The sequence below is a fragment of the Promicromonospora noduliphila genome (genome assembly GCF_056951025.1).
The window spans coordinates 2,323,245-2,344,977 of record NZ_CM167806.1; the positions used below are offsets into that span (position 1 = coordinate 2,323,245).

The 21,733-nt window shown below is 71.8% G+C and carries 24 protein-coding genes; 20 read left to right on the forward strand and 4 right to left on the reverse strand.

All coding sequences use genetic code 11. The features are described from left to right. Window positions 1-7 precede the first annotated feature (7 nt). Window positions 8-1,792 (reverse strand): cation:proton antiporter, encoded by a 1,785-nt coding sequence (locus AC0QU1_RS10205; protein WP_483576271.1) that lies wholly within the window; start codon window positions 1,790-1,792, stop codon window positions 8-10. Window positions 1,793-2,050: 258 nt separating this feature from the next. Here AC0QU1_RS10205 and AC0QU1_RS10210 point away from each other — a divergent pair, with 258 nt between their 5' ends. The 11 genes from AC0QU1_RS10210 to AC0QU1_RS10260 all read left to right on the forward strand — a co-directional run bounded on the left by AC0QU1_RS10210 (window position 2,051) and on the right by AC0QU1_RS10260 (window position 11,078). Beyond that, complete coding sequence (locus tag AC0QU1_RS10210) at window positions 2,051-2,236, forward strand: hypothetical protein (RefSeq protein ID WP_483576272.1); 186 nt, start codon at window positions 2,051-2,053, stop codon at window positions 2,234-2,236. Between the two features lie 124 nt (window positions 2,237-2,360). Continuing rightward, window positions 2,361-4,388 carry a threonine--tRNA ligase gene (gene thrS, locus AC0QU1_RS10215; RefSeq protein ID WP_483576273.1) on the forward strand — a complete coding sequence of 676 codons (2,028 nt, stop codon included), beginning with the start codon at window positions 2,361-2,363 and terminating at the stop codon, window positions 4,386-4,388. A gap of 10 nt (window positions 4,389-4,398) precedes the next feature. Continuing rightward, window positions 4,399-4,977, forward strand: a complete 579-nt coding sequence (locus AC0QU1_RS10220) for an HIT family protein (RefSeq protein WP_483576274.1) — start codon at window positions 4,399-4,401, stop codon at window positions 4,975-4,977. Beyond that, window positions 4,977-5,633 carry a phosphatidylinositol phosphate synthase gene (pgsA, locus tag AC0QU1_RS10225; protein WP_483576275.1) on the forward strand — a complete coding sequence of 219 codons (657 nt, stop codon included), beginning with the start codon at window positions 4,977-4,979 and terminating at the stop codon, window positions 5,631-5,633. Before AC0QU1_RS10220 ends, pgsA begins: the two co-directional genes overlap by 1 nt. Next, a complete protein-coding gene (locus AC0QU1_RS10230) occupies window positions 5,633-6,652 on the forward strand; it encodes a phosphatidylinositol mannoside acyltransferase (protein WP_483576276.1) in 1,020 nt (339 codons plus the stop codon). Before pgsA ends, AC0QU1_RS10230 begins: the two co-directional genes overlap by 1 nt. Before the next feature lie 29 nt (window positions 6,653-6,681). Beyond that, window positions 6,682-7,878: a glycosyltransferase family 4 protein gene (locus tag AC0QU1_RS10235; protein WP_483576662.1), complete on the forward strand. Its 1,197-nt coding sequence runs from the start codon at window positions 6,682-6,684 to the stop codon at window positions 7,876-7,878. Continuing rightward, window positions 7,875-8,462: a hypothetical protein gene (locus AC0QU1_RS10240; protein WP_483576277.1), complete on the forward strand. Its 588-nt coding sequence runs from the start codon at window positions 7,875-7,877 to the stop codon at window positions 8,460-8,462. Before AC0QU1_RS10235 ends, AC0QU1_RS10240 begins: the two co-directional genes overlap by 4 nt. Window positions 8,463-8,710: 248 nt before the next feature. Beyond that, complete coding sequence (pdxS, locus tag AC0QU1_RS10245) at window positions 8,711-9,613, forward strand: pyridoxal 5'-phosphate synthase lyase subunit PdxS (protein ID WP_483576663.1); 903 nt, start codon at window positions 8,711-8,713, stop codon at window positions 9,611-9,613. A gap of 288 nt (window positions 9,614-9,901) precedes the next feature. Beyond that, window positions 9,902-10,495: a DUF6000 family protein gene (locus AC0QU1_RS10250; protein ID WP_483576278.1), complete on the forward strand. Its 594-nt coding sequence runs from the start codon at window positions 9,902-9,904 to the stop codon at window positions 10,493-10,495. Continuing rightward, window positions 10,492-10,740 carry a ribbon-helix-helix protein, CopG family gene (locus AC0QU1_RS10255; RefSeq protein ID WP_483576279.1) on the forward strand — a complete coding sequence of 83 codons (249 nt, stop codon included), beginning with the start codon at window positions 10,492-10,494 and terminating at the stop codon, window positions 10,738-10,740. Before AC0QU1_RS10250 ends, AC0QU1_RS10255 begins: the two co-directional genes overlap by 4 nt. Next, entirely contained in the window at window positions 10,737-11,078 is a 342-nt protein-coding gene (locus tag AC0QU1_RS10260; protein WP_483576280.1) for a type II toxin-antitoxin system PemK/MazF family toxin, read from the forward strand. Before AC0QU1_RS10255 ends, AC0QU1_RS10260 begins: the two co-directional genes overlap by 4 nt. Before the next feature lie 273 nt (window positions 11,079-11,351). On the opposite strand, the gene AC0QU1_RS10265 is transcribed toward AC0QU1_RS10260, so the two are convergent. After that, window positions 11,352-12,050 carry a hypothetical protein gene (locus tag AC0QU1_RS10265; RefSeq protein ID WP_483576281.1) on the reverse strand — a complete coding sequence of 233 codons (699 nt, stop codon included), beginning with the start codon at window positions 12,048-12,050 and terminating at the stop codon, window positions 11,352-11,354. After that, entirely contained in the window at window positions 12,047-12,913 is an 867-nt protein-coding gene (locus AC0QU1_RS10270; protein WP_483576282.1) for a hypothetical protein, read from the reverse strand. The genes AC0QU1_RS10265 and AC0QU1_RS10270 overlap by 4 nt, the downstream gene beginning before the upstream one ends. 191 nt (window positions 12,914-13,104) lie before the next feature. Here AC0QU1_RS10270 and AC0QU1_RS10275 point away from each other — a divergent pair, with 191 nt between their 5' ends. Both AC0QU1_RS10275 and AC0QU1_RS10280 read left to right on the forward strand, forming a co-directional pair. After that, a complete protein-coding gene (locus AC0QU1_RS10275; RefSeq protein ID WP_483576283.1) occupies window positions 13,105-14,136 on the forward strand; it encodes a hypothetical protein in 1,032 nt (343 codons plus the stop codon). After that, entirely contained in the window at window positions 14,133-15,713 is a 1,581-nt protein-coding gene (locus AC0QU1_RS10280; RefSeq protein ID WP_483576284.1) for a phenylacetate--CoA ligase family protein, read from the forward strand. The genes AC0QU1_RS10275 and AC0QU1_RS10280 overlap by 4 nt, the downstream gene beginning before the upstream one ends. A 102-nt stretch (window positions 15,714-15,815) precedes the next feature. Here the strand turns inward: AC0QU1_RS10280 and AC0QU1_RS10285 are convergent, their stop codons facing one another. Next, the gene (locus AC0QU1_RS10285; protein WP_483576285.1) at window positions 15,816-16,232 is read right to left on the reverse strand and encodes a DUF1761 domain-containing protein; all 417 of its coding nucleotides are present in this window, start codon (window positions 16,230-16,232) and stop codon (window positions 15,816-15,818) included. A gap of 180 nt (window positions 16,233-16,412) precedes the next feature. Here AC0QU1_RS10285 and AC0QU1_RS10290 point away from each other — a divergent pair, with 180 nt between their 5' ends. From AC0QU1_RS10290 to yajC, 7 genes are all read left to right on the forward strand, one after another. Then, the gene (locus AC0QU1_RS10290) at window positions 16,413-17,015 is read left to right on the forward strand and encodes an NUDIX hydrolase (RefSeq protein WP_483576286.1); all 603 of its coding nucleotides are present in this window, start codon (window positions 16,413-16,415) and stop codon (window positions 17,013-17,015) included. A gap of 87 nt (window positions 17,016-17,102) precedes the next feature. Continuing rightward, window positions 17,103-17,738: a pyridoxal 5'-phosphate synthase glutaminase subunit PdxT gene (pdxT, locus tag AC0QU1_RS10295; protein WP_483576287.1), complete on the forward strand. Its 636-nt coding sequence runs from the start codon at window positions 17,103-17,105 to the stop codon at window positions 17,736-17,738. A gap of 68 nt (window positions 17,739-17,806) precedes the next feature. Continuing rightward, window positions 17,807-18,568 (forward strand): YebC/PmpR family DNA-binding transcriptional regulator, encoded by a 762-nt coding sequence (locus AC0QU1_RS10300; protein ID WP_483576288.1) that lies wholly within the window; start codon window positions 17,807-17,809, stop codon window positions 18,566-18,568. 55 nt (window positions 18,569-18,623) lie between these two features. After that, window positions 18,624-19,190: a crossover junction endodeoxyribonuclease RuvC gene (ruvC, locus tag AC0QU1_RS10305; RefSeq protein ID WP_483576289.1), complete on the forward strand. Its 567-nt coding sequence runs from the start codon at window positions 18,624-18,626 to the stop codon at window positions 19,188-19,190. A 228-nt stretch (window positions 19,191-19,418) separates the two neighbouring features. Further along, on the forward strand, window positions 19,419-20,045 hold the full coding sequence (gene ruvA / locus AC0QU1_RS10310; protein ID WP_483576664.1) for a Holliday junction branch migration protein RuvA: 627 nt from the start codon (window positions 19,419-19,421) through the stop codon (window positions 20,043-20,045). Continuing rightward, the gene (gene ruvB / locus AC0QU1_RS10315) at window positions 20,038-21,120 is read left to right on the forward strand and encodes a Holliday junction branch migration DNA helicase RuvB (RefSeq protein WP_483576290.1); all 1,083 of its coding nucleotides are present in this window, start codon (window positions 20,038-20,040) and stop codon (window positions 21,118-21,120) included. The genes ruvA and ruvB overlap by 8 nt, the downstream gene beginning before the upstream one ends. 136 nt (window positions 21,121-21,256) lie before the next feature. Next, complete coding sequence (gene yajC, locus AC0QU1_RS10320) at window positions 21,257-21,694, forward strand: preprotein translocase subunit YajC (RefSeq protein WP_483576291.1); 438 nt, start codon at window positions 21,257-21,259, stop codon at window positions 21,692-21,694. Window positions 21,695-21,733: the final 39 nt, after the last annotated feature.

Here is a 21,733-nt window from a genome sequence, read left to right on the forward strand (position 1 = left end):
CCGGAGGCTAGCGCTCCGGCGGCTCCTCCTGCAGCGAGATCTTGCCCTTGCGCATCTCGACGGTGATCTGGTCGGCGTCGAGCAGGTCGAGGGCGCGGCCGAGCTGGGCGGAGTCGTACGTGCCGGCCGCGCGGTGGGAGAGGAGCTCGGCGCGCTGGGCGGCGATGGTGGCCAGCCGCAGCTCCCGGTACTGGACGAACCGGTCCCGGCTCAGGGCGGCGTCGGCGTCCTGCGTCTCGCGCTCGCGCAGGGTGTCGCCGCGCACGTGGGCGACCACCTCGTCGTCGTACGGCGTGCCGTCGGGGCGGCGGGCGTCGGAGAGGAACGCGCGCGCCGCCTGCTCCATCTCGCGGCGCAGGGCCGGCACGTCGGCGGACGCCTCCTGGTCCGTCAGGCCGAGCCGCTTCACCACCCAGGGCAGCGTGCTGCCCTGGACCAGCAGCGTGCCGAACGCGACCCCGAACGCCACCAGGATCAGGAAGGACCGGTGCGGTGTCTCGGTCGGCAGCGTCTGCGCGGCGCCGAGCGTCACCACGCCGCGCATGCCCGCCCACACCAGCAGCGTGCCCTCGCGCCACCCGAGCGGCTTGGCCAGCAGGTAGTCGATGTCCGCGGTCCGACGGCGCAGCGCGCCCTGGATCCGCTCCACCCGCGAGGCGGGATCCCGGCGGCCGCCCGCCGTCCGGGACGTCGGCACGCCCTGCGCCGACACGCTCTGCTCCGACGCCGCAACCCGTTGGGCCAGCCGCACCTGGATGTCCCCGAGCGTGCCGCGCATGGCCTCGGCACGCCGCGACCGGCGCGCCTGCAGCACCACGAGCGGCGCCACGAACGCTGTCCGCACCACGAGCACCCCGACGCTCGCGAGCGCCGCGATGCCGATGGCGTGCCACACCGAGCCGGAGCCCGTGCCGGCGTCCTCGATGAGGTCGAAGAGCTGGATGCCCATCGCGAGGAACACGCCGCCCTCCAGCAGCAGCTCCACGGTCTGCCAGTTGGACCGTTCGGCCATCCGGTCCTGCGGCCGGAGGGTCCGCGCGGCGCCGTTGCCCGTCACCAGTCCTGCCGCGACCACCGCGACCAGGCCCGACGCGCCCAGCTCCTCCGCCGGCACGTAGGCGACGAACGGCACCACGAACGACATCGCCGTGCTCAGGGCGGCGTTGGGCAGCCGCCGCCGCACCCGCAGCCCGAGCCAGCCGACGGGCACCCCGATCGCCACGGCCACGACGGCGGCGTAGGCGAAGTCGCCCACGACCTCCCACAGGCTGACGGTCGCCGCCGTCGCCGCGATCGCCGAGCGGAGCAGCACGAGCGCCGACGCGTCGTTGAGCAGCGACTCGCCCTCCAGCACCGTGACGCTGCGCGGCGAGGCCCCGAGCCGTTTGACGATCGAGGTGGCGACGGCGTCGGTCGGGCTCACGATGGCGCCGAGCGCGATGCCCGTGGCCAGGTCGATGCCGGGGACCATCCACCGGAACAGCAGCCCGAGCAGCACCGAGCTGAGCACCACGAGCGTGACCGACAGGCCGCCGATGGCCGCGAAGTCGCGCCGGAAGTCCATGGTGGGCAGGCTCACCGCCGACGAGTACAGCAGCGGCGGCAGCACGCCACCGAGGATCAGCTCCGGCGGCACCGCGATGGCGGGCACCCACGGCAGCAGGCTCACCCCGGCGCCGAGCACCACCAGGACCAGGGGCGAGGCGACTCCGGCCCGGGGCGCGAGCGCCGTCACGCCGATGATCGCGACCGCTGCGGCGAGGGCGATGGTCAGGTACTCCACGTACTCCACGGACTGACGTTACGAGACGCGGGCGGGGTTCGCCGACGTCGTCCGCGGAACTGCCCGCCGCGCCCGAGCCCGGCGTTCCGGTAGGAGCCGAATGTCGTGTTCGGAATGCGGGATCTGTACCTCGTGGGTAGGTTCGCCCCGGCGCCGCACCCGCGTTGCTGTGCGCACCCCGCCGTGGGCGCGTACTTTCGAGAAGGCGGCGGAACCCCGCCGTCGCAGGGGGCGCACGCTGTGTGCCTGTGTCGAGAGGAGACGGACATGGGACTCTTTGACGAGGCCAAGAAGTTCGTGACCGACCCGGACAACATCGAGAAGGCGAAGGAGCAGCTCACCGACGAGAACGTCGACGCTGCCACCGACAAGCTCAAGGAGCTTGCGCCCGACCAGGCGGACGGCGCCATCGACGCGCTGGGCGAGAAGGCCAAGGACTTCGGCCAGAGCTGAGCGGCGGTCCCTCCCGCGGTGCGGTCCGCGGGTACGGGACCGGCACTGTATCGGTACGATCGAGGGGCGCCGTCCGCGTGGACGGTCGCCCCTCGATCAGTGTCTTTCCCCAAGGAGCATTCCTGTGTCCGACGTCGTATCGCCGCCCAGCCCCACCGAGGTCGCTGGTGACGGGTCCCCGGCCGAGACCACCACGGAGGCGACGACGACCACGGCCACGACCACCGGCGCCGAGCTGTACGGCGACCGCCGTGACGTCGTCGTGGTGCGGGTGGACGGCGAGCTGTGGGACCTCGACCGGGAGATCCCGGCCGGGCACAAGGTCGAGCCCGTCACGATCGGCGAGCCGGACGGCCTGGCCGTGCTGCGGCACAGCGCCGCGCACGTGCTGGCGCAGGCGGTGCAGCAGGTCAACCCGGACGCCAAGCTCGGCATCGGCCCGCCGGTGACGGACGGGTTCTACTACGACTTCGACGTGGCCACGCCGTTCACGCCCGAGGACCTCAAGGCCCTCGACAAGGCGATGGCCCGCATCATCAAGGAGGGCCAGACCTTCCGCCGCCGCGTCGTCACCGAGGACGAGGCGCGCGCGGAGCTGGCCGACGAGCCGTACAAGCTGGAGCTGATCGGCCTCAAGGGCGGCTCGGCCGACGGCGACAGCGGCGAAAGTGTCGAGGTGGGCGGCGGCGAGCTGACCATCTACGACAACGTGCGCGGCGCCGGCCGGGAGAGCGAGACCGTGGTCTGGAAGGACCTGTGCCGCGGCCCGCACCTGCCGAACACCCGCCTGATCGGCAACGGCGTGCAGCTCATGCGGAGCGCCGCGGCCTACTGGCGCGGCAGCGAGAAGAACCCGATGCTGCAGCGCGTCTACGGCACGGCGTGGCCGTCGAAGGACGAGCTGAAGGCGTACCTGGACCGGCTCGCGGAGGCCGAGCGGCGCGACCACCGGCGCATCGGCGCCGAGATGGACCTGTTCAGCTTCTCCGACGAGGTGGGCTCGGGCCTGCCGCTGTTCCACCCCCGGGGCGGCGTGATCAAGCGGGTCATGGAGGACTACGTCCGCCAGCGGCACATCGAGGAGGGCTTCTCCTACGTCGGCACGCCGCACATCACCAAGGACGGGCTGTTCCACACCTCGGGCCACCTCCCGTACTACGCGGACACCATGTTCCCGGAGATGGACCTGGAGGGGTCCAAGTACCGGCTCAAGGCCATGAACTGCCCGATGCACAACCTGATCTTCGCCTCGCGCGGCCGCTCGTACCGCGAGCTGCCGCTGCGCCTGTTCGAGTTCGGGTCGGTGTACCGGTACGAGAAGTCGGGCGTGGTGCAGGGCCTGACCCGGGTGCGCGGCCTGACGCAGGACGACTCGCACTCCTACGTGACGCCGGAGCAGGCGCCGGCCGAGGTCAAGCACCTGCTGGACTTCATGCTCAGCGTGCTGCGCGACTTCGGCCTTGACGACTTCTACCTGGAGCTGTCCACGCGGGACGACTCCAAGCCGGACAAGTTCGTGGGCTCCGACGAGGACTGGGCCGCCGCCACGGCGATCCTGGAGCAGGTCGGCCGCGAGACCGGCCTGGAGCTCGTGGCCGACCCGGGCGGCGCCGCGTTCTACGGCCCCAAGATCTCCGTGCAGGCCAAGGACGCCATCGGCCGCACCTGGCAGATGGGCACCGTGCAGTACGACTTCAACCAGCCCAAGGGCTTCGGGCTGGAGTACACCGCGGCCGACGGCACGCGCCAGCAGCCGGTGATGATCCACTCCGCCAAGTTCGGCTCGATCGAGCGGTTCATGGGCGTGCTCATCGAGCACTACGCCGGCGCGTTCCCGGTGTGGCTGGCGCCGGTGCAGGTCAAGCTGGTGCCCGTCGCCGAGGCGTTCGACGACTACGTGAAGGACGTCGCCCGGCAGCTCGAGGCCAGGGGCGTGCGCGTCGAGATCGACCTGTCCGACGACCGGTTCGGCAAGAAGATCCGCAACGCGTCCAAGGAGAAGGTGCCGTACGTGCTCATCGCGGGCGGCGAGGACGTCGACGCGGGCGCCGTGTCGTTCCGCTTCCGCGACGGCAGCCAGGAGAACGGGGTGCCCGTTGCGGACGCCGTCGAGCGGATCGTCGCGGCCGTCCGTGACCGTGCGCAGGTCTGACGGGGACTCGATGGGCACTGAGCCCACCGTCGAACCGCCGTCGGCGTTCGGCCCGCCCGAGGACCACCTGCAGCGGCTCTGGACGCCGCACCGCATGGTCTACATCGGCGGGCAGAACAAGCCGACCGACGCCACCACCGGGCAGTGCCCGTTCTGCCGGATCCCGCAGGGCGACGACGAGGAGGGCCTCGTCGTCGCCCGCGGCGAGCTGTGCTACGTGGTGCTGAACCTCTACCCGTACAACTCGGGGCACATGATGGTGCTCCCGTACCGGCACGTGTCGGACTACCCGGACCTGGACGCCGCCGAGACGGTCGAGCTGGCCGAGATGACCCAGCAGGCCATGCGCGTGTCGCGCGCCGTTCACGCGCCGGCAGGTTTCAATCTAGGTATCAACCAGGGCGAGGTCGCCGGGGCTGGCATCGCGGCACACCTGCACCAGCACGTGGTACCCCGCTGGCTGGGCGACGCGAACTACCTGCCCGTCGTGGGCCAGACCAAGGCGCTGCCCGAGCTGCTGGCGGACACCCGCCGTCGGCTCGCGGAGGCGTGGGCGACCGTGGGGGGCGGTGGCAGAGAGGAGAACTGATGTTCCGGGGCCTGCGCTCCTTCATGACGAGGCTGTTCACGCCCCTGGCCCGGCTCCTGCTCGCGCTACGGATCTCACCCGACGCCGTGACCATCGCCGGCACGCTCGTGGTCACCACGCTGGCCCTGACGCTGCTGCCCGCCGGGCACACGCTGCTCGGCGGCTTCCTCATCGGCTTCTTCGCCCTCTTCGACTCGCTCGACGGCGTGATGGCGCGCCACGCCGGGCGCTCCGGCCCGTGGGGCGCGTTCCTCGACTCCACGATGGACCGCCTGGCCGACGGCGCGGTGTTCGCAGGGATCACGCTCTGGTTCGTGCTGCACCCCGAGGAGCACCACGGCCTGTGGGGCACCGCCGCCGCGCTCGCCTGCCTCGTGCTGGGCAGCGTGGTCCCGTACGCCCGGGCGCGGGCCGAGAGCGTCGGCGCCACCGCCCAGGTCGGCATCGCCGAGCGCACCGACCGGCTGGTGCTCGCGCTGGTCCCGTTCACGTTCCTGCAGGCGGGTCTGCCGGTCGTGGTGCTGGAGGTGGTGCTCACCCTGCTGGCGCTCGCGAGCCTGGTGACCGTGTTCCAGCGCATCGCCGCCGTCCGGGCCCAGCTCACGCGACCACGCAGCGACCGGCACGAGGGCCCGCTGGCCGGCCAGGAGGCCTGATGAACATCGTGCCGGTGTACACGTTCGCGTGGCGGAACGCCACGAGGATCCCCGAGCCCGTGCTCCGCGGCCTGTTCACACTGGTCGCGGACCTCACCTGGCTGCGGCACGGCAAGAGCGTGCGCCGCATGGAGGCCAACTACGCGCGGGTCCGGCCGGACCTGTCCGCCACGGCGGTCCGCCGGCTGTCCCGGGCCGGCATGCGCAGCTACATGCGCTACTTCCGCGAGGCGTTCACGCTGCAGGGCGTCAGCCCGGCGCGGCTGCGCGCCCGCGTGCGCCTGGAGGGTTACGACGAGCACGTGCGTCCCGTGATCGCCGACGGCGGCGCCGTCTCGCTCGCCCTGGGCCACCTCGGCAACTGGGACCTGGCGGGGGCGTACGCCTCCCAGCACCTCGCGGGCGTGCTCACCGTGGCCGAACGGCTCAAGCCCGACGAGCTGTTCGAGGAGTTCGTGCGGTTCCGCGGCTCGCTCGGCATCGACGTGCTGCCGCTGGGCAACGGCGACGTGCTGGGCACCCTGGTCCGGGGCGCGAAGGAGGGCGACCGGCTCATCCCGCTGCTCAGCGACCGCGACCTCACCGCGACCGGCATCGAGGTGGACCTCGCCGGGCACCGCGCCCGGGTCGCGGCCGGCCCCGCGCTGCTCGGCCTGGAGGCCGACGTCCCCGTGCACGCCGTCGGCATCACGTACGAGCGGCTGCGCGGCGCGCGCCGCCGGGCGGCCGGGACGCCGTGGGGGCTCGTCATCCGGTTCTACCCGCCCCTGCCCGTGCCGGACGCCGGGCTGCCGCGCGACGAGCGGGCGCGCCTGCTGACCCAGGGCTGGGTGGACCAGCTCGCGGGGACGATCGTCGAGCACACGCAGGACTGGCACATGCTGCAGCGGGTGTTCGTCGCGGACCTGGGGCCGGCGCGGCAGCGGTCTTCCGAGAGGCGGGGTGCCGAAGGCGGGGCTGCCGAGGGGCGGACGGTCGCGGACGGGCTCGCGAGCGGGGACGGGCGGGCGACCGAGTGAGAGGCGTCCGCCGCCGCGGCCACCGCGCCCTGCGCGTCGGCATCGTCTGCCCGTACTCGTTCGACGCGCCGGGAGGCGTCCAGTTCCACGTGCGCGACCTCGCCCAGGCGCTGCAGGCCGCCGGCCACGAGGTCTCGGTGCTGGCCCCCTCCAGCGACGACACCGAGCTGCCCGACGTCGTCACCCCCGCCGGCCGGGCGGTGCCCGTGCCGTACAACGGGTCGGTCGCGCGGCTCACCTTCGGGCCGCTGACCGCCACGCGCGTGCGCCGCTGGCTGGAGGGCGGCATCGGCGGGCGCCCGTTCGACCTGGTCCACCTGCACGAACCGATGGTGCCGTCCCTGTCGATGCTCGCGCTGTGGCAGGCCACCGAGCCCGTCGTCGCCACGTTCCACACCTCGCAGGTGCGCTCGCGGGCGCTGCAGGTCGCCTACCCGCTGGTGCGGCAGTCGCTGGAGAAGATCGCCGCGCGCATCGCCGTCTCCGAGGACGCGCGCCGCACGCTGGTGGACCACCTCGGCGGCGACGCCGTGGTGATCCCCAACGGCGTCTACACGGACGTGTTCGCGAGCAGTCCCCGGCGGCCCGAGTGGACCGGGACGCCCACCGCGCCGACGGTCGCGTTCCTGGGCCGGCTCGACGAGCCCCGCAAGGGCCTGGACGTCCTGGTCCGGGCCGTCCCCGCGATCCTCGACCGCGTGCCCGGCACGCGGTTCCTCGTGGCGGGGCGCGGGGACGACGCCGTCGCGCAGAGTCGCGAGCTGCTCGGACCGCAGGCGTCCTCCGTCGAGTTCCTGGGCGCGGTGTCCGACGCCGACAAGGCCGCGCTGCTGGCGTCGGCCGACCTGTACGTCGCGCCGCAGACCGGCGGGGAGAGCTTCGGCATCGTGCTCGTGGAGGCCATGAGCGCGGGGTCCGTAGTCGTGGCCAGCGACCTGGGCGCGTTCCAGCGCGTCCTGGACGACGGCGCGGCCGGCGCACTGTTCCGCACCGGCGACCCGGCCGACCTCGCCGCGACCGTGCTCGACCTGCTCGCTGACCCGGCGCGCCGGGACGCCTACCGCGCCCACGCCGCGCAGTGGGTCCAGCGGTTCGACTGGGCCGGCGTGACCGAGCAGGTGCTCGCCGTGTACGAGATGACGGTCGCGGCGGACCACGCCATCGGCGGCAACGTGGTGGGGCGCGTCATGGGGCTGTTCCCGCGGCGGGTCGGGGGCGACTCATGAACTGGTCCGAGATCGCGCTGATCGCGGTGGGGGCCGCCGCCGTCGGCCTGCTGTTCGCGTGGCAGGGGGCGACGCGCCTGGACCGGCTGCACCGCAAGGTCGCCGCGTCACGGATCGCGCTCGACGCGCAGCTCGTGCGGCGCGCGTCGGCGGCCGTGGAGCTGGCGGCGTCGGGCGCGCTGGACCCGGCCAGCTCGGTGCTGGTGGCCGACGCCGCGTACACGACGGCGGACACCGCGCCTGTCACCTCGCCGGCCGCCGCGCTGAAGACGGACGGGCTGGGCGCGGACCGCGAGCGGGCCGAGTCCGGGCTCACGGCGACGCTGCGCGAGGCGCTCGGCGGGCCGGAGGCGGTCCGGGAGCTGCGGGCCGGGCCGGCGGGGGAGGTCGTGGCGGGGCTCGCGGCCGCGTGGTACCGGGTGACGCTGGCCCGCCGCTTCCACAACGAGGCCGTCGCCCAGGCCCGGCGGGTGCGTCGTCTGTGGTACGTGCGGCTCTTCCACCTGGCCGGCCGGGCGCCGATGCCGCGGACGGTGGAGCTGGACGACGCGCTGCCGAAGGAGCTGGAGCCGAACGGGGGGTGACGGCTGGGCGTGGGTGGCCGGTGGGCGGGGGACCGCTGGGCGTGGGTGACCATCGGGTACGGGCGGCTACCGGCCGGGGGTGACGACCGGGCATGGGCGACCACCGGACCCGGGTGACCGCTGGGCGAACGGGCGACGAGGACCGTCGGGGGCGGGCGATAAGATCGAGGCAGGGCGCCGACCGCGCCCGGAACGACCGGCGTCGATCCCACCGGCGAGAACTATGCGAGGTAACCGTGACTGAATCCGTGACCGGCGAGAACACCGTGGGCACGGTCGGCACCGCACGCGTGAAGCGCGGTATGGCCGAGATGCTCAAGGGCGGCGTCATCATGGACGTCGTCACGCCCGAGCAGGCGAAGATCGCCGAGGACGCGGGTGCGGTGGCCGTCATGGCGCTGGAACGGGTGCCCGCGGACATCCGCGCGCAGGGCGGCGTGTCGCGCATGAGCGACCCCGACATGATCGACGGCATCATCGAGGCCGTCTCGATCCCGGTGATGGCGAAGGCGCGCATCGGGCACTTCGTCGAGGCCCAGGTGCTGCAGTCGCTCGGCGTCGACTACATCGACGAGTCCGAGGTGCTGACGCCGGCGGACTACACGAACCACATCGAAAAGTGGAACTTCACCGTGCCGTTCGTGTGCGGCGCGACCAACCTGGGCGAGGCGCTGCGCCGCATCACCGAGGGTGCGGCGATGATCCGCTCGAAGGGCGAGGCCGGCACCGGCGACGTCTCGAACGCGACCACGCACATGCGCAAGATCCGCCAGGAGATCCGCCGCCTGACGTCGCTGCCCGAGGACGAGCTGTTCGTCGCGGCCAAGGAGCTGCAGGCGCCGTACGAGCTGGTGGCGGAGGTGGCCCGCGAGGGCAAGCTGCCGGTCGTGCTGTTCACCGCGGGCGGCATCGCCACCCCGGCCGACGCCGCGATGATGATGCAGCTCGGCGCCGAGGGTGTGTTCGTCGGCTCGGGCATCTTCAAGTCGGGCAACCCCGCGCAGCGCGCCAAGGCGATCGTCCAGGCGACGACGTTCTTCGACGACGCGGACGTGATCGCAAAGGTCTCGCGCGGTCTGGGCGAGGCGATGGTGGGCATCAACGTCGAGGAGGAGCCGGCGCCGGTGCGTCTGGCGGAGCGGGGCTGGTGAGGTAACCCTCGTCGGAGGGGCCCCGCGGACGTCGAGTCCGCGGGGCCCTTCTGCTTTGAATCAGCAGGGCCAAGGGACCGCTGGCTGATTCGCGTTCAGCAGGCCCAGCGGAGCCATAACTCGGTCGATTGTGGTCCGCCAAAGCCCGCTAGATTGAGGTCGGGGTCGGCCCTACGGCGGCCTTCCGCATCGTGCGAAATCAGCGACCTCGGTGTTGCAGAACAGCGACTTGAGTTCTGCAGAACAGCGACGTTGGCCTGTCCGGGGCCGGGAGAGGGATGCAGCTCGTTGCTCTACACCCGTGAAGAGGTCCGGCTGATCCGGCGGCTGGTTCGGCCGTTCTACCTGAGGATGTACCTGGTGGAGGCGCCGACCGAAGTTGATCCGCGCGCCGCGCGCCGGTTCCGGCGCAAGCTGATCAGAGCGGGTAGGCGACTGACCTGCGAGCAGGTGGAATGGCTGCTCTTGAGCAGGGTGTGGCGTGAACAGACCATGGGTGCGTGGTTCGCCCTTGCAGTACCCGCCGACAGAGTTCGCGAGGCGGTTGCCGCTGCGTGGATCGACGGGTCCTCGCATGCTGCAGCTCCCTTGGCCGTTGTCAGCGCGTTGATCACCGGGCCGGACGTCGTCGCGGGAATGCAGTCCTTCGTCGCACGTTGCGATGGCCGTGATGACCTCGGAACCGCGGGGTATGTGTCGGCAGCCATCGCCCACCTTGGTGGTTCTCCGCCCTTTGATCCCGATCCCGTAGTCCTTGCCTCGTTCCAGGACTCACTGAAGGTTGCTACCGATCTTCAGAGCGACTTCCGAACGGCGCGTCGTTCATCGTGGCGCTCACCTCTCTGGCGGAGCGGTAGAAAAAGTTATACCGTTGATCCATGAAGACAGCGATCAGCCTCCCGGACCACGCGGCGGAACGCTTCGACCACATCGCGCAGAAGCACGGCATGACGCGGTCGGAGTTCTACCGGCGTGCCGCTGAGCACTACGCCGACGAGTTGACCGGCGCGGACCTGACCGCACAGATCGACGACGCGATCGACGCCATCGGGCAGCCCGGCGACGACATCGCCGAGTTCCGCCGGACCGCGAACGCGCGCCTGGTCGAGGCCTCGGACGAGTGGTGATCCGGCGCGCAGAAGTGTGCTGGGTCGACTTCGGGGAACCTCGGGGCAGCGCTCCGGCCAAGCGGCGACCGGCCGTCGTCGTGCAGTCCGACCAGTACAACAAGTCCCGTATCGCGACCGTCGTCGTTCTGCCGGTCACCTCGAACACGGCCCTTGCGCGGCACCCCGGCAACGTGTTCCTCCCGGCCCTGGCGTCCGGGCTGCCGAAGGACTCGGTCGTCAACGTGTCCCAGCCGATGACCGTGGATCGCGCTGACATCGACCCCACCGGGGTCACGCTTCCCGAGAACCTGATGGACGCCGTCGACGCCGGCCTTCGACGAGTCGTGGACCTGTAAGTGGTCGACCTCGTGCGAGAGCCCACGGACATTGTGTCCGCGGACACAATGCCCGGGCATAAAAAGGACCTGCGAGGCGATTTCCCTTCGCCGGCATTGTCCGGATCAGGTTGTGGGGGTCGCCAGCTGGTCTTTCAACCTTCTGGCCTCTCAGCCTCTCGGCTCCCTCGCCTGTCTCGCAGGCCACTTACTACGTTGCCACTGCCCGGGCTGATTGGCAAGGGGGCTTCGGTCCCCGGTTTCGAGCCTCACTGACGTCGCCTCGCGGCCAAGTCAGCCCAGCGGCACGATCCCCGTCCGTCCCTCCCAGGTGCCGTGCTCCGCGAGCGGGCGGAAGCGGAACGTCGCGAACTCGTGGTGGAAGTCCCGGCGCCGGCGTTCGACCATGGCGTCCGCGTGCCGCCGGTCCGCGGGAACGCCGGAGCGGCCGTGCACCATCGCCTCCATCTCGCGCACGGTGCGCCACACGGAGAACGTGGAGATCGTGCGCGGCGGCCGGAAGGCGGCCAGGGCGAGCGTCGTGCCGGGGTGGTCGCGCACCTGACGCTCGACGGGTTTGCCCCACCGCAGGAACCGGGGCACCTCGGGCAGGCGCATCCGCGCGACGGTCACCGCGACCACGGGTTCCTCCTGGTCCCAGGAGCCGGTCCGAGCGGGCAATCCGGGCAGCGCCGCCAGGTGGGACCAGCGCCGCAGGTACTCCAGGCGGACGTGCCAGCCGGCCGCCAGGTGGCGGCCGAGCGCGTCGTCGGACAGGAAACGGTCCAGGGCCTCCTCGTCGCGCCACTGCGCGAAGACCGCGATCCGTCGTAGCTGCAGCCGGTCCGGGGACACGGTGGGCGCCCCCAGGCGCATGAGGGCCAGGCATTCGGCATGGTCCAGCCCGGGCGTGGTGCTGCCCGACGGCGGTCGCAGCAGGGCGCGTGCCGTCACGGCGGCCGGCAGCTCGGCGAGGTGGAAGGTGTGGATCATCGGGCGCGCTCCAGCTTGTAGTGCAGGCGCATCATCCAGGTCCGCCTGATCCGTAGCTCGTGGTCGGTGCGGAGCACGTCGTACGGGTCGAGGTACAGGCGGAAGGTCTCGTGGAGCGGGATGCGCGCCGCGAAGTCCCGTCCGCCATCGTGCACGACGACGTACGCGCCGTCCTGCCCGAACCGTCCCGGGGGCGACTCCAGGACCAGCCCGCTCCCGTCACTGACGACCGGGCGCAGGAACACCTGGACGTTGCCGGACTCGAGCGGGAACGCGACGTGGACGCTCGGCCGCTCCGCGCCGGGCAGGCGGCGCGCCGAGTAGCAGCCGCTGAACACGTAGCGGCCCGACGGCCGGAGCGTCCGCAGCCATGCGGCGCCCACCTGCTCACCGTCCCGGTCGCGGATCACGCGGACCCGGCTGTCCATTCCGTGCGCGACGTCGAGCGGGCGCATCGGGAGGGCGAGCTGTTCCACCCGGCGGCCGAAGAACCGCGCGATCAGCTCGCCGGCCGGCCAGAACAGCGGCGACCAGCCGCTCCACACGTCCATGTGCCAGGCGGCGGTGTGCTCGTAGAAGTCGCGGATCCGCGGGTCCAGGCGGGAGGCGTCGAACCCGGGACCGTCGAGGGCCGCCATCGCCGGAAGCAGGCCGGGAGCCCGGTCCGCTGACAGATCCGTGGTCGCCACGTCGTCGTCGACCGTGCCGCCGTGGCGCGCCGCCTCGGCGGCGAGCCAGCCGTCCCCGACCGTGGAGGAACGGCTCACCGGGGCGCGCAACCAGGAGTGGTCCGCGGCGAGGTCGACGGGCCTGCCGACCAGGCGCCAGAACTTCCGGGACCCGAGGTCCAGCAGATGGTTCACGACAGCGCATTCTCGCAGGTGGTTCCACCGGCCTGCCGCCGGTGGCCGGTCACGGACGAACACGCGTGCCCTCGCGCGGGCGGTGCGCCTGCGACAGGCGCCATATTGATGCCGTCGAGGCCACCCCTGCACTACGTTTTGTCCGACGGCGGCCAACGGCGCGGCCGACGGTGTGCCGAACGGAGATGCACGTGGTGAACGCAGCTGAACCGTGGCTTCGCATCCTGGAGGATGCCCGCTGCTACCCGTCCCCGCACAACTCGCAGCCCATCAAGGTCCGGCCCGTCGACTCCCACACCGCCGAGGTCTTCTACGACCTCGACCTGGGCCTGCCCGCCGAGTCCTTCGGCATCCCCTTCGGGCACGTCTGCGCCGGGGTCTTCCTGGAGTCGCTCAGCACGGTGGCGCGCGGGCTCGGCTACGACGTGGCCGAGGACCTCGACCCCAGCGAGATGGACTTCGGGAGCACGGACCGCCTGCACTCCCTGGGCACCGTGGCCCTCACCCCTCGGACGGCGACCGAGGAGGACCTCGCCCGGCTGGAGCTGTTCCGGGTCCGCCGCACGTCCCGTCGTCCCTATGACGCGCGGCCGGTTCCGGCCGAGGTCGTGGCGGCCGCGTCCGCCGTGGCGGACGCCGGCGGGCACACGTTCCGCACCACCTCCGACCGTTCGACCGTCCGCAGGCTGGTGCACATCAACCAGGCGACGCTGTTCTCCGACCTGCGCAACGACGCGGTGTACGACGAGATCATGACCTGGCTGCGCTTCAGCAAGCAGGACGCCCGCGAGAGGGCCGACGGGCTGAGCGCCGAGGCGATGCTCATGCCGGGCGGTCTGCTCAGGTTCGCGATGACGCACCGCGGTCTGTGGGACGCGCCGGTCGTCGGCGGGGCGATCCGCACCATGTACCTGAACACCATGCGCGGCGTGCGTCAGCTCGGCTGGCTGGAGGGCCCGTTCGCGGGCCCGTCCGACTACATCGAGGCGGGCCGCACCTTCATGCGGCTCTGGCTCGAGCTCACGGCCCACGGCGTCCGGCTGCACCCGTTCGGGACCGTCATCACCAACCCCGGCTCGCACCGCGCCTTCGCCGAGGCGGTGGCCGCCGACGAGGGTGGTAGCCGGATGGCCTGGATGCTCTTTCGGTTCGGGTACAGCAAGACCCCGCCGGTGGCGCACCGCCGTCCTGCCGCATCGATGCTGATCGGAGCCGGCGCATGAAGCGTCTCCTCGCCTTCTCGCTCGTGGCTGTGGTCGACGGCGTGGTCCGCCCGCTGACGCACAGCGTGCACACGCACAAGCTGCTCCTCGGTCCGGGGATCGAGCCCTTGCGCTGGTGGCTGGGCCGGCTCCGGGCCTGGCGGACGTTCGAGTTCGCCGCGCGGCAGGTACCCGCATACCGCGCCTTCCTCGCGGAGCACGGCCGCCAGGGCCGCCTGGTCGTCAAGGGCTCGCTGACCGAGGCGCTCCGGGAGGTCCCGGAGATGGACAAGGAGTCGTACATCAAGCGGTGGAGCGTCACCGAACGGTGTGTCGGGGGCAGGCTGCCGCGCCGTGGCGTCGTCGTCGACGAGTCCTCCGGGAGCTCCGGGACGCCAACGAGCTGGGTCCGAGGGCGTGAGGAGCGGGCCGCTACCCGCCAGCTCCTCCAGGTGGGCTTCGCCCGGACGGCGTCCACGCTGCGCAAGCAGCCCTTCCTGCTCAACGCGTTCTCGCTCGGTGCGTGGGCGACCGGCATGAACGTCACGACCTCGCTGGCCGAGATCACGATGATCAAGTCGTGCGGTCCGGACAAGGACAAGATCATCAACACGATGAGGGAGTTCGGGACCGACTACACCTACATCATCACCAGCTACCCGCCGTTCCTGAAGTCGCTGTTCGAGGACGACCGGCTGAACTGGGCGGACTACGACATCGTTGCCGCGTTCGGCGGCGAGGGCATCAGCGAGAACATGCGCTCCCACATCCTGCGCTACGCCCACAGCGTCTTCGGTTCCTACGGAGCCAGCGACCTCGAGATCAACCTCAGCATCGAGACTGACTTCACGGTTGCCCTGCGGCGTGCGATCAGCGAGGACCAGCGCCTGTCCGACCGCCTGACCAGGACCCGCGAGTACGGCGTGCTGCCGATGATCTTCCAGTTCAACCCGTTCGACTATCTGCTGGAGACCAACGACGTCGGCGAGCTGGTCGTCACGATCGTCCGCGACCGGAACATCAACCCGCGCATCCGGTACAACATCCACGACCGCGGTCACGTGCTGCGCATGCGCGACCTCCTGCCGGTCCTGCGGGAGCTCGGCCACGAGAAGGTGATCGAGGAGAAGTTTCTCGACCTTCCGCTGCTGTTCCACTACGGGCGCTCGGACATGTCCGTCGACTACAACGGTGCAGTCGTCGGTCCAGACGCCCTCCGCGACGTGATCTACAGCGACCCGGAGCTGCTGGAAGCGGTCGAGAACCACCGCCTCATCAGCTACGAGGACGGCAACGGTGACCGGCAGCTCCACATCGCGATCCAGCTCACCGCGAGCGCGACGTCGTCCGCCTCCCTGGACGAGGCGCGGTTCCGGACGTTCGTGGCGGACGAACTGCGCCGCCGGAACGGCGACTTTCACAACGGGATCCGTACCGCGCCGGAGGGGACGCTCCCCACCGTCGCGTTCTACGGGTACCACACCGGGCCGTTCGCCGAGGACGGCGGTAAGCTCAAGAACGAGTACGTCTGGCAGCTCCCGCAGGGCGGCCTGGACCGGTGGGAGGTCGACCTCTCGCACGTGGTCACGCGGGAGTGACCGCGGGAGGCACTGCCTCTCGAACGACCACATCACCGTGACGACGGTCTTGCCGGCGACCCGCTCGGACGGGCTAACGGCCTCGACGGCCTGGGAGAGGTACTACTGCAGCAACCCGATGGCGAGGGCCATGCCGAGGAACAGCACGAGCTGGTACGCGCTGTTGAGCACGGTGAGCCGCGTCGGCTTCTGCTCGAAGGCGTTGTGCTGCGCCAGGGTCGTCAGAGAGAACCCCAACCAGGTGGCGAGTCCGACGGCCAGATCCAGCCAGAGCGAGTCGCTGTCGAAGAAGCCCGAGACGACGGAGCAGCCGGCGGCGAGCACCAGTGCCGTGACGATGATGGACGCCAGGAGGACCACGAGCGGGCGCCTGCCGGCGCGCTTCGAGTCCTCCTCGGTGACTCCGGTCAGTTCCCGCCAGACTCCGGCGAAGCCCCAGCCGCCGTACCAGACTCCGGCTATCGCCATCCCGACGATGGTGGCCACCACGACGGCCAGCCAGCCGACACTCATCTCCATGCTGATCCCCCTGCTCGACGCCGATCCGTGCGGTCAATCATGGTGGACGGAGTCAAGCAGGACACGACGAGCCGTCGTCGGGCGGTCGAGACCGGGCGGGACGGTACGTTGTGGGTGACACCGGGGCGTCCGTGCGCGGCACCCGGACGCCCACCCCCCCAGGCACGAGGAGGCCATCGCATGACGGGGTACCCGCCCGACACGGCAGACCAGCCGAGCCCGCCCGCGCCGTCGGCAGGCGGCCCCGGCACCACGTCCCTCGGCGACGACTGGGTGCCCGGGCCGGACGGCGTCCGCGAGCGCTCCGCGGCGCGCGTCATCCTGGTGGACGACGCCGGACGGGTGCTGGTGATGCGCGGGCACGACGTGAACCAGCCGGAGCGCTCCTGGTGGTTCACGATCGGCGGCGGCATCGACGCGGGGGAGACCCCGGTGCAGGCGGCGCTGCGCGAGACCCGCGAGGAGGCGGGCATCGCACTGGCGCCGGACGACCTGGTGGGGCCGGTGCTCACGCGCACGGGCATCTTCGACTTCTTCGCGGAGACGTGCCGGCAGCACGAGGTCTTCTACCTCGCGCGGACGGCGGACGCCGTGGAGGTGACCGCCGACGGCTGGACCGATGCCGAGCGCGAGCTGCTCGACGAGATGGCCTGGCTGACCCCCGCGCAGCTCCGGGAGCAGCCCTTGGAGGTGTTCCCGCCGGAGCTGCCGGACGTCGTCGAGCACCTGGTGGCGGGATGGGACGGCGCGGTCCGCCACCTGGGCGTGCAGCTCGACGACTGAGTATTGTGCTCGCCGTGACCGGGGAGCGCCGGTGAGGCCGCTCGGCAGGTCTCGGATGGCACTCGTGGCGACGTAAGATGGACGGTTGTGAACACCCCGACCGTCGGAGTCCTCGCCCTGCAGGGCGACGTCCGTGAGCACCTGGCCGCCCTCGAGTCCGTGGGCGCGCGCGGCGTCAGCGTGCGCCGTCCGGCCGAGCTGGCGGCGGTGGACGGGCTCGTGATTCCCGGCGGGGAGTCGACGACGATGGACAAGTTGCTGCGGATCTTCGAGCTGAACGACCCGCTGCAGGCCCGGATCAAGGAGGGGCTGCCGGTCTACGGCTCGTGCGCGGGGATGATCCTGCTCGCGGACCGCATCCTCGGCGGCACCGACGACCAGCGCACGCTCGGCGGCATGGACGTCGTGGTCCGGCGCAACGCGTTCGGTCGGCAGGTCGACTCCTTCGAGACCGACCTCGACTTCGCGGGGATCTCCGACGTCGGCGACGGCGGCCCGGTGCGCACCGCGTTCATCCGCGCCCCCTGGATCGAGGAGGCGGGGCCGGACGTCGAGGTGCTGTCCCGCATCCCGGCTGTGGATACGCAAGGCCGACCCGTGGCGGCCGCCGGTAAGATCGTTGCAGCACGGCAGGGGCCGCTGCTCGCCACCGCATTCCACCCCGAGATCACGGGGGACGCGCGCGTGCACGGGCTGTTCGTCAGCATGGTCGCGGGCGGCTGAGCGGTTCCCCGCCACCGTTCCAGCACCATTGATAGAGCCATCGGAAATGCAAGGAGTCAGGTAGAGGCATGTCAGGTCACTCCAAGTGGGCCACGACCAAGCACAAGAAGGCCGCGATCGACGCCAAGCGCGGCAAGCTCTTCGCGAAGCTGATCAAGAACATCGAGGTTGCGGCCCGTACGGGCGGCGGCGATCTGGCCGGTAACCCGACGCTGTTCGACGCGGTCCAGAAGGCGAAGAAGTCGTCGGTCCCCAACGACAACATCGATCGTGCGGTCAAGCGCGGCTCCGGCGAGGGCGCCGACGCCGTCGACTACCAGACGATCATGTACGAGGGTTACGGCACCAACGGCATCGCCGTCCTGGTGGAGTGCCTCACCGACAACAAGAACCGCGCGGCCTCCGAGGTGCGCCTGGCGTTCACCCGCAACGGCGGCAACCTGGCGGACCCGGGCTCGGTGTCGTACCTGTTCTCCCGCAAGGGCCTGGTCGTCGTGCCCAAGACCGACGGCGTCACCGAGGACGATGTCATGCTGGCCGCGCTGGAGGCCGGCGCGGAGGAGGTCACCGATCAGGGTGAGGTCATCGAGGTGCTCAGCGAGGCGACGGACCTGGTGCCGGTGCGTACCGCCATCCAGGAGGCCGGCATCGAGTACGACTCGGCCGACGTGATCTTCCACCCCTCGATGGAGGTCGAGGTCGACGTCGAGGGCGCCCGCAAGATCATGCGGCTCATCGACGCGCTCGAGGACAGCGACGACGTGCAGAACGTCTACGCGAACTTCGACGCGAGCGACGAGGTCATGGCGGCCCTCGACGACGAGGACTAGGACGCGGCCGCCGAGCCTGCCGGGGGAGCGGAACCGCACGTGAGAAGGTTCTCGCGTGCGCGTTCTCGGTGTTGATCCCGGCCTGACCCGGTGCGGCGTCGGCGTCGTCGACTCGCTGCCGGGGCGGCGGGCCCGGATGGTCGCGGTCGGGGTGATCCGCTCGGACGCGGACCTGTCCACGGACCAGCGCCTGCTGAAGATCGCGGACGGCCTGGATTGCTGGCTGGACGAGCACGTGCCGGACGTCGTGGCGGTCGAGCGGGTCTTCGCGCAGCACAACGTCGGCACGGTGATGGGCACCGCCCAGGCGGCCGGCCTGGCCATGGTGGCGGCGGCCCGCCGCGGCGTGCCCGTCGCGCTGCACACGCCGTCGGAGGTGAAGGCGGCGGTGACCGGGTCGGGGCGCGCCGACAAGGCGCAGGTGACGACCATGATCACCCGCATCCTCGACCTGGACGACGCGCCGCGCCCGGCCGACGCCGCCGACGCGCTCGCCCTCGCGCTCACCCACCTGTGGCGCCCGGCTGGCGCCTTGCAGGGCGGTGAGCGGCACGAGCTCACGCCCGCACAGCGGGCCTGGGCCGCCGCCGAGCAGGCCGCCAAGCTGCGGCCGCGGCGCTGACCGGCCACCAGGTTGCGGCCGTGGCGCTGCCGGACGGCGGCCGCCGGGGTCGACGGCCACTCGGGCCCGAGCCCGTCCGCGCCGGACGATGCCCGCGGGGGACGGCGTGGCCTGCGCGGGCGTGTGGGTGGCCCTTGTTAGTCTCGTCGCACGGACGTTCGAGCCCGGTGCGCCGGGCTCGACCGCGGCAGGACGCCAAGCATGCCAGGACGCAAGGAGGGGGAGCCCGTGATCGCCTCGCTGACGGGGACCGTGGCCCACGTGGGCCTGGACCGCGCGGTGGTCGACGTCGGCGGCGTCGGCTACCTGGTGCACGCGACGCCGACCACGCTGGCCGGGCTGCGCGTCGGCGAGAGCGCCGGCGTCGCCACGAGCATGGTGGTCCGCGAGGACTCGATGACGCTGTACGGGTTCAGCGACCCCGACGAACGCGACGTGTTCGAGGTGGTGCAGACCGTCTCCGGCGTCGGGCCGCGCCTGGCGCTCGCGATGCTCGCCGTGCACACCCCGGACGCCCTGCGCCGCGCCGTCGCGGGCGAGGACCTCGCCGCGCTGACCCGCGTGCCCGGCATCGGGAAGAAGGGCGCCCAGCGCATAGTCCTGGAGCTCGCCGACCGGCTCGGGCCGCCGTCGGCCGGCCCCGCGGAGGCCGCGACCGGCTCGGCGCCGGCCGCCGCCGGCGACCACACCGACCGCGTGGTGGAGGCCCTGACCGGCCTGGGCTGGCCCGCCAAGCAGGCCGACGACGCCGTCGCGAAGGTGCTCGCCGAGGCGGGGACCGAGGCCGTGGCCGCCGAGGACGTCGCGTCGACCCTGCGCGCGGCGCTGCGCGTGCTGGGAGGCCACCGTGGCTGAGCTCTCGACCGAGACGGAGGGCGCGGGCGGCCGGATCGTCGCGCCGAGCGCCGACGAGGTCGAGCGGGCCGCCGAGGCGGCGCTGCGCCCCAAGCGGCTCGACGACTTCGTGGGCCAGCGGGTCGTGCGCGACCAGCTCTCCCTGGTGCTGCAGGCCGCGATCGCGCGCGGCAACCCGCCCGACCACGTGCTCCTGTCCGGCCCGCCCGGCCTCGGCAAGACGACGCTCGCCATGATCATCGCGGGCGAGCTGGAGTCGCACCTGCGGCTCACCAGCGGCCCGGCCATCCAGCACGCGGGCGACCTCGCCGCCGTCCTGTCCTCCCTGGAGGAGGGGGACGTGCTGTTCATCGACGAGATCCACCGCCTCGCCCGCCCCGCCGAGGAGCTGCTCTACGTCGCGATGGAGGACTTCCGGGTCGACGTCGTGGTCGGCAAGGGCGCCGGCGCCTCGGCGATCCCGCTCGCCCTGCCGCGGTTCACGGTCGTCGGCGCCACCACGCGCTCCGGCCTGCTGCCCGCCCCGCTGCGCGACCGCTTCGGGTTCACCGGGCACATGGACTACTACTCGCCGCAGGAGCTGGAGCGGGTCATCCTGCGCTCCGCCGGGCTGCTCGGCGTGCGGCTGGACCACGCCGCGGCGCACGAGATCGCCGGCCGCTCGCGCGGCACCCCCCGCATCGCCAACCGGCTCCTGCGCCGCGTCCGCGACTGGGCCCAGGTGCGCGGCGACGGACGGCTCGACCTGCACGCCGCCAAGTCGGCCCTCGAGGTCTACGAGGTCGACCTCATCGGCCTGGACCGGCTCGACCGCGCCGTGCTCACCGCGCTGTGCACCCGGTTCGGGGGCGGGCCCGTCGGCCTGTCCACGCTCGCCATGACCGTGGGCGAGGAGGCGGAGACGGTCGAGACCGTCGCCGAGCCGTACCTGGTCCGCGAGGGCCTGGTCGGCCGCACCCCGCGCGGCCGCGTCGCCACGCTCGCGGCCTGGGAGCACCTGGGACTGACGCCGCCCGCCCCGGCGCCCGGCAGCCCGACCGCGATACCGGACCAGGGAACTTTGCTCGACCCCTGACGTTGTCCTGGTGGCACCCCTGCCGGGGAGCCCGAGGATCCAGGCCCGGCACTACACTGGGTTGGATCCTCGTCGTACGTGCGCACCAGCGCGTGCACAGCACATCCGACCCAGCAATCGAACAGGACCATCCATAGTGGACCCCACATTCCTCATCCTCATCGCGATCCTCCTCGTGGTGATGTTCTTCATGTCCTCCCGCACGCGCAAGCAGCAGCGCGAGGCGGCGGAGTTCCGGAACAACCTCACGGTCGGGACCAAGGTCATGACCGCCTCCGGCATGGTCGGCACCGTCGTCGACGTCGACGAGGCGAACGACCAGGTGACCATCGAGTCCGTCCCGGGCAGCCCCACCACCTGGCTCCGCGCGGCCATCGCCAGGAAGGTCGAGGAGCCGGTCGCGGAGGACACCGACGACGACGACGCGACCGATGAGTCCGACGACGCGGCGAAGAGCGAAACGCCGGGTACGATCAGCCCCGACGCGAACGACGTTCCTGACGACCTGTCCAGCCTGGACACTGCCCAGCGCGAGTATCGGGAGCAGCAGCGACGGGACGCGGACGGCAAGTGACGGCCGCGCCGTCCGGTGACCCCGGGCGGCGCCGAACCC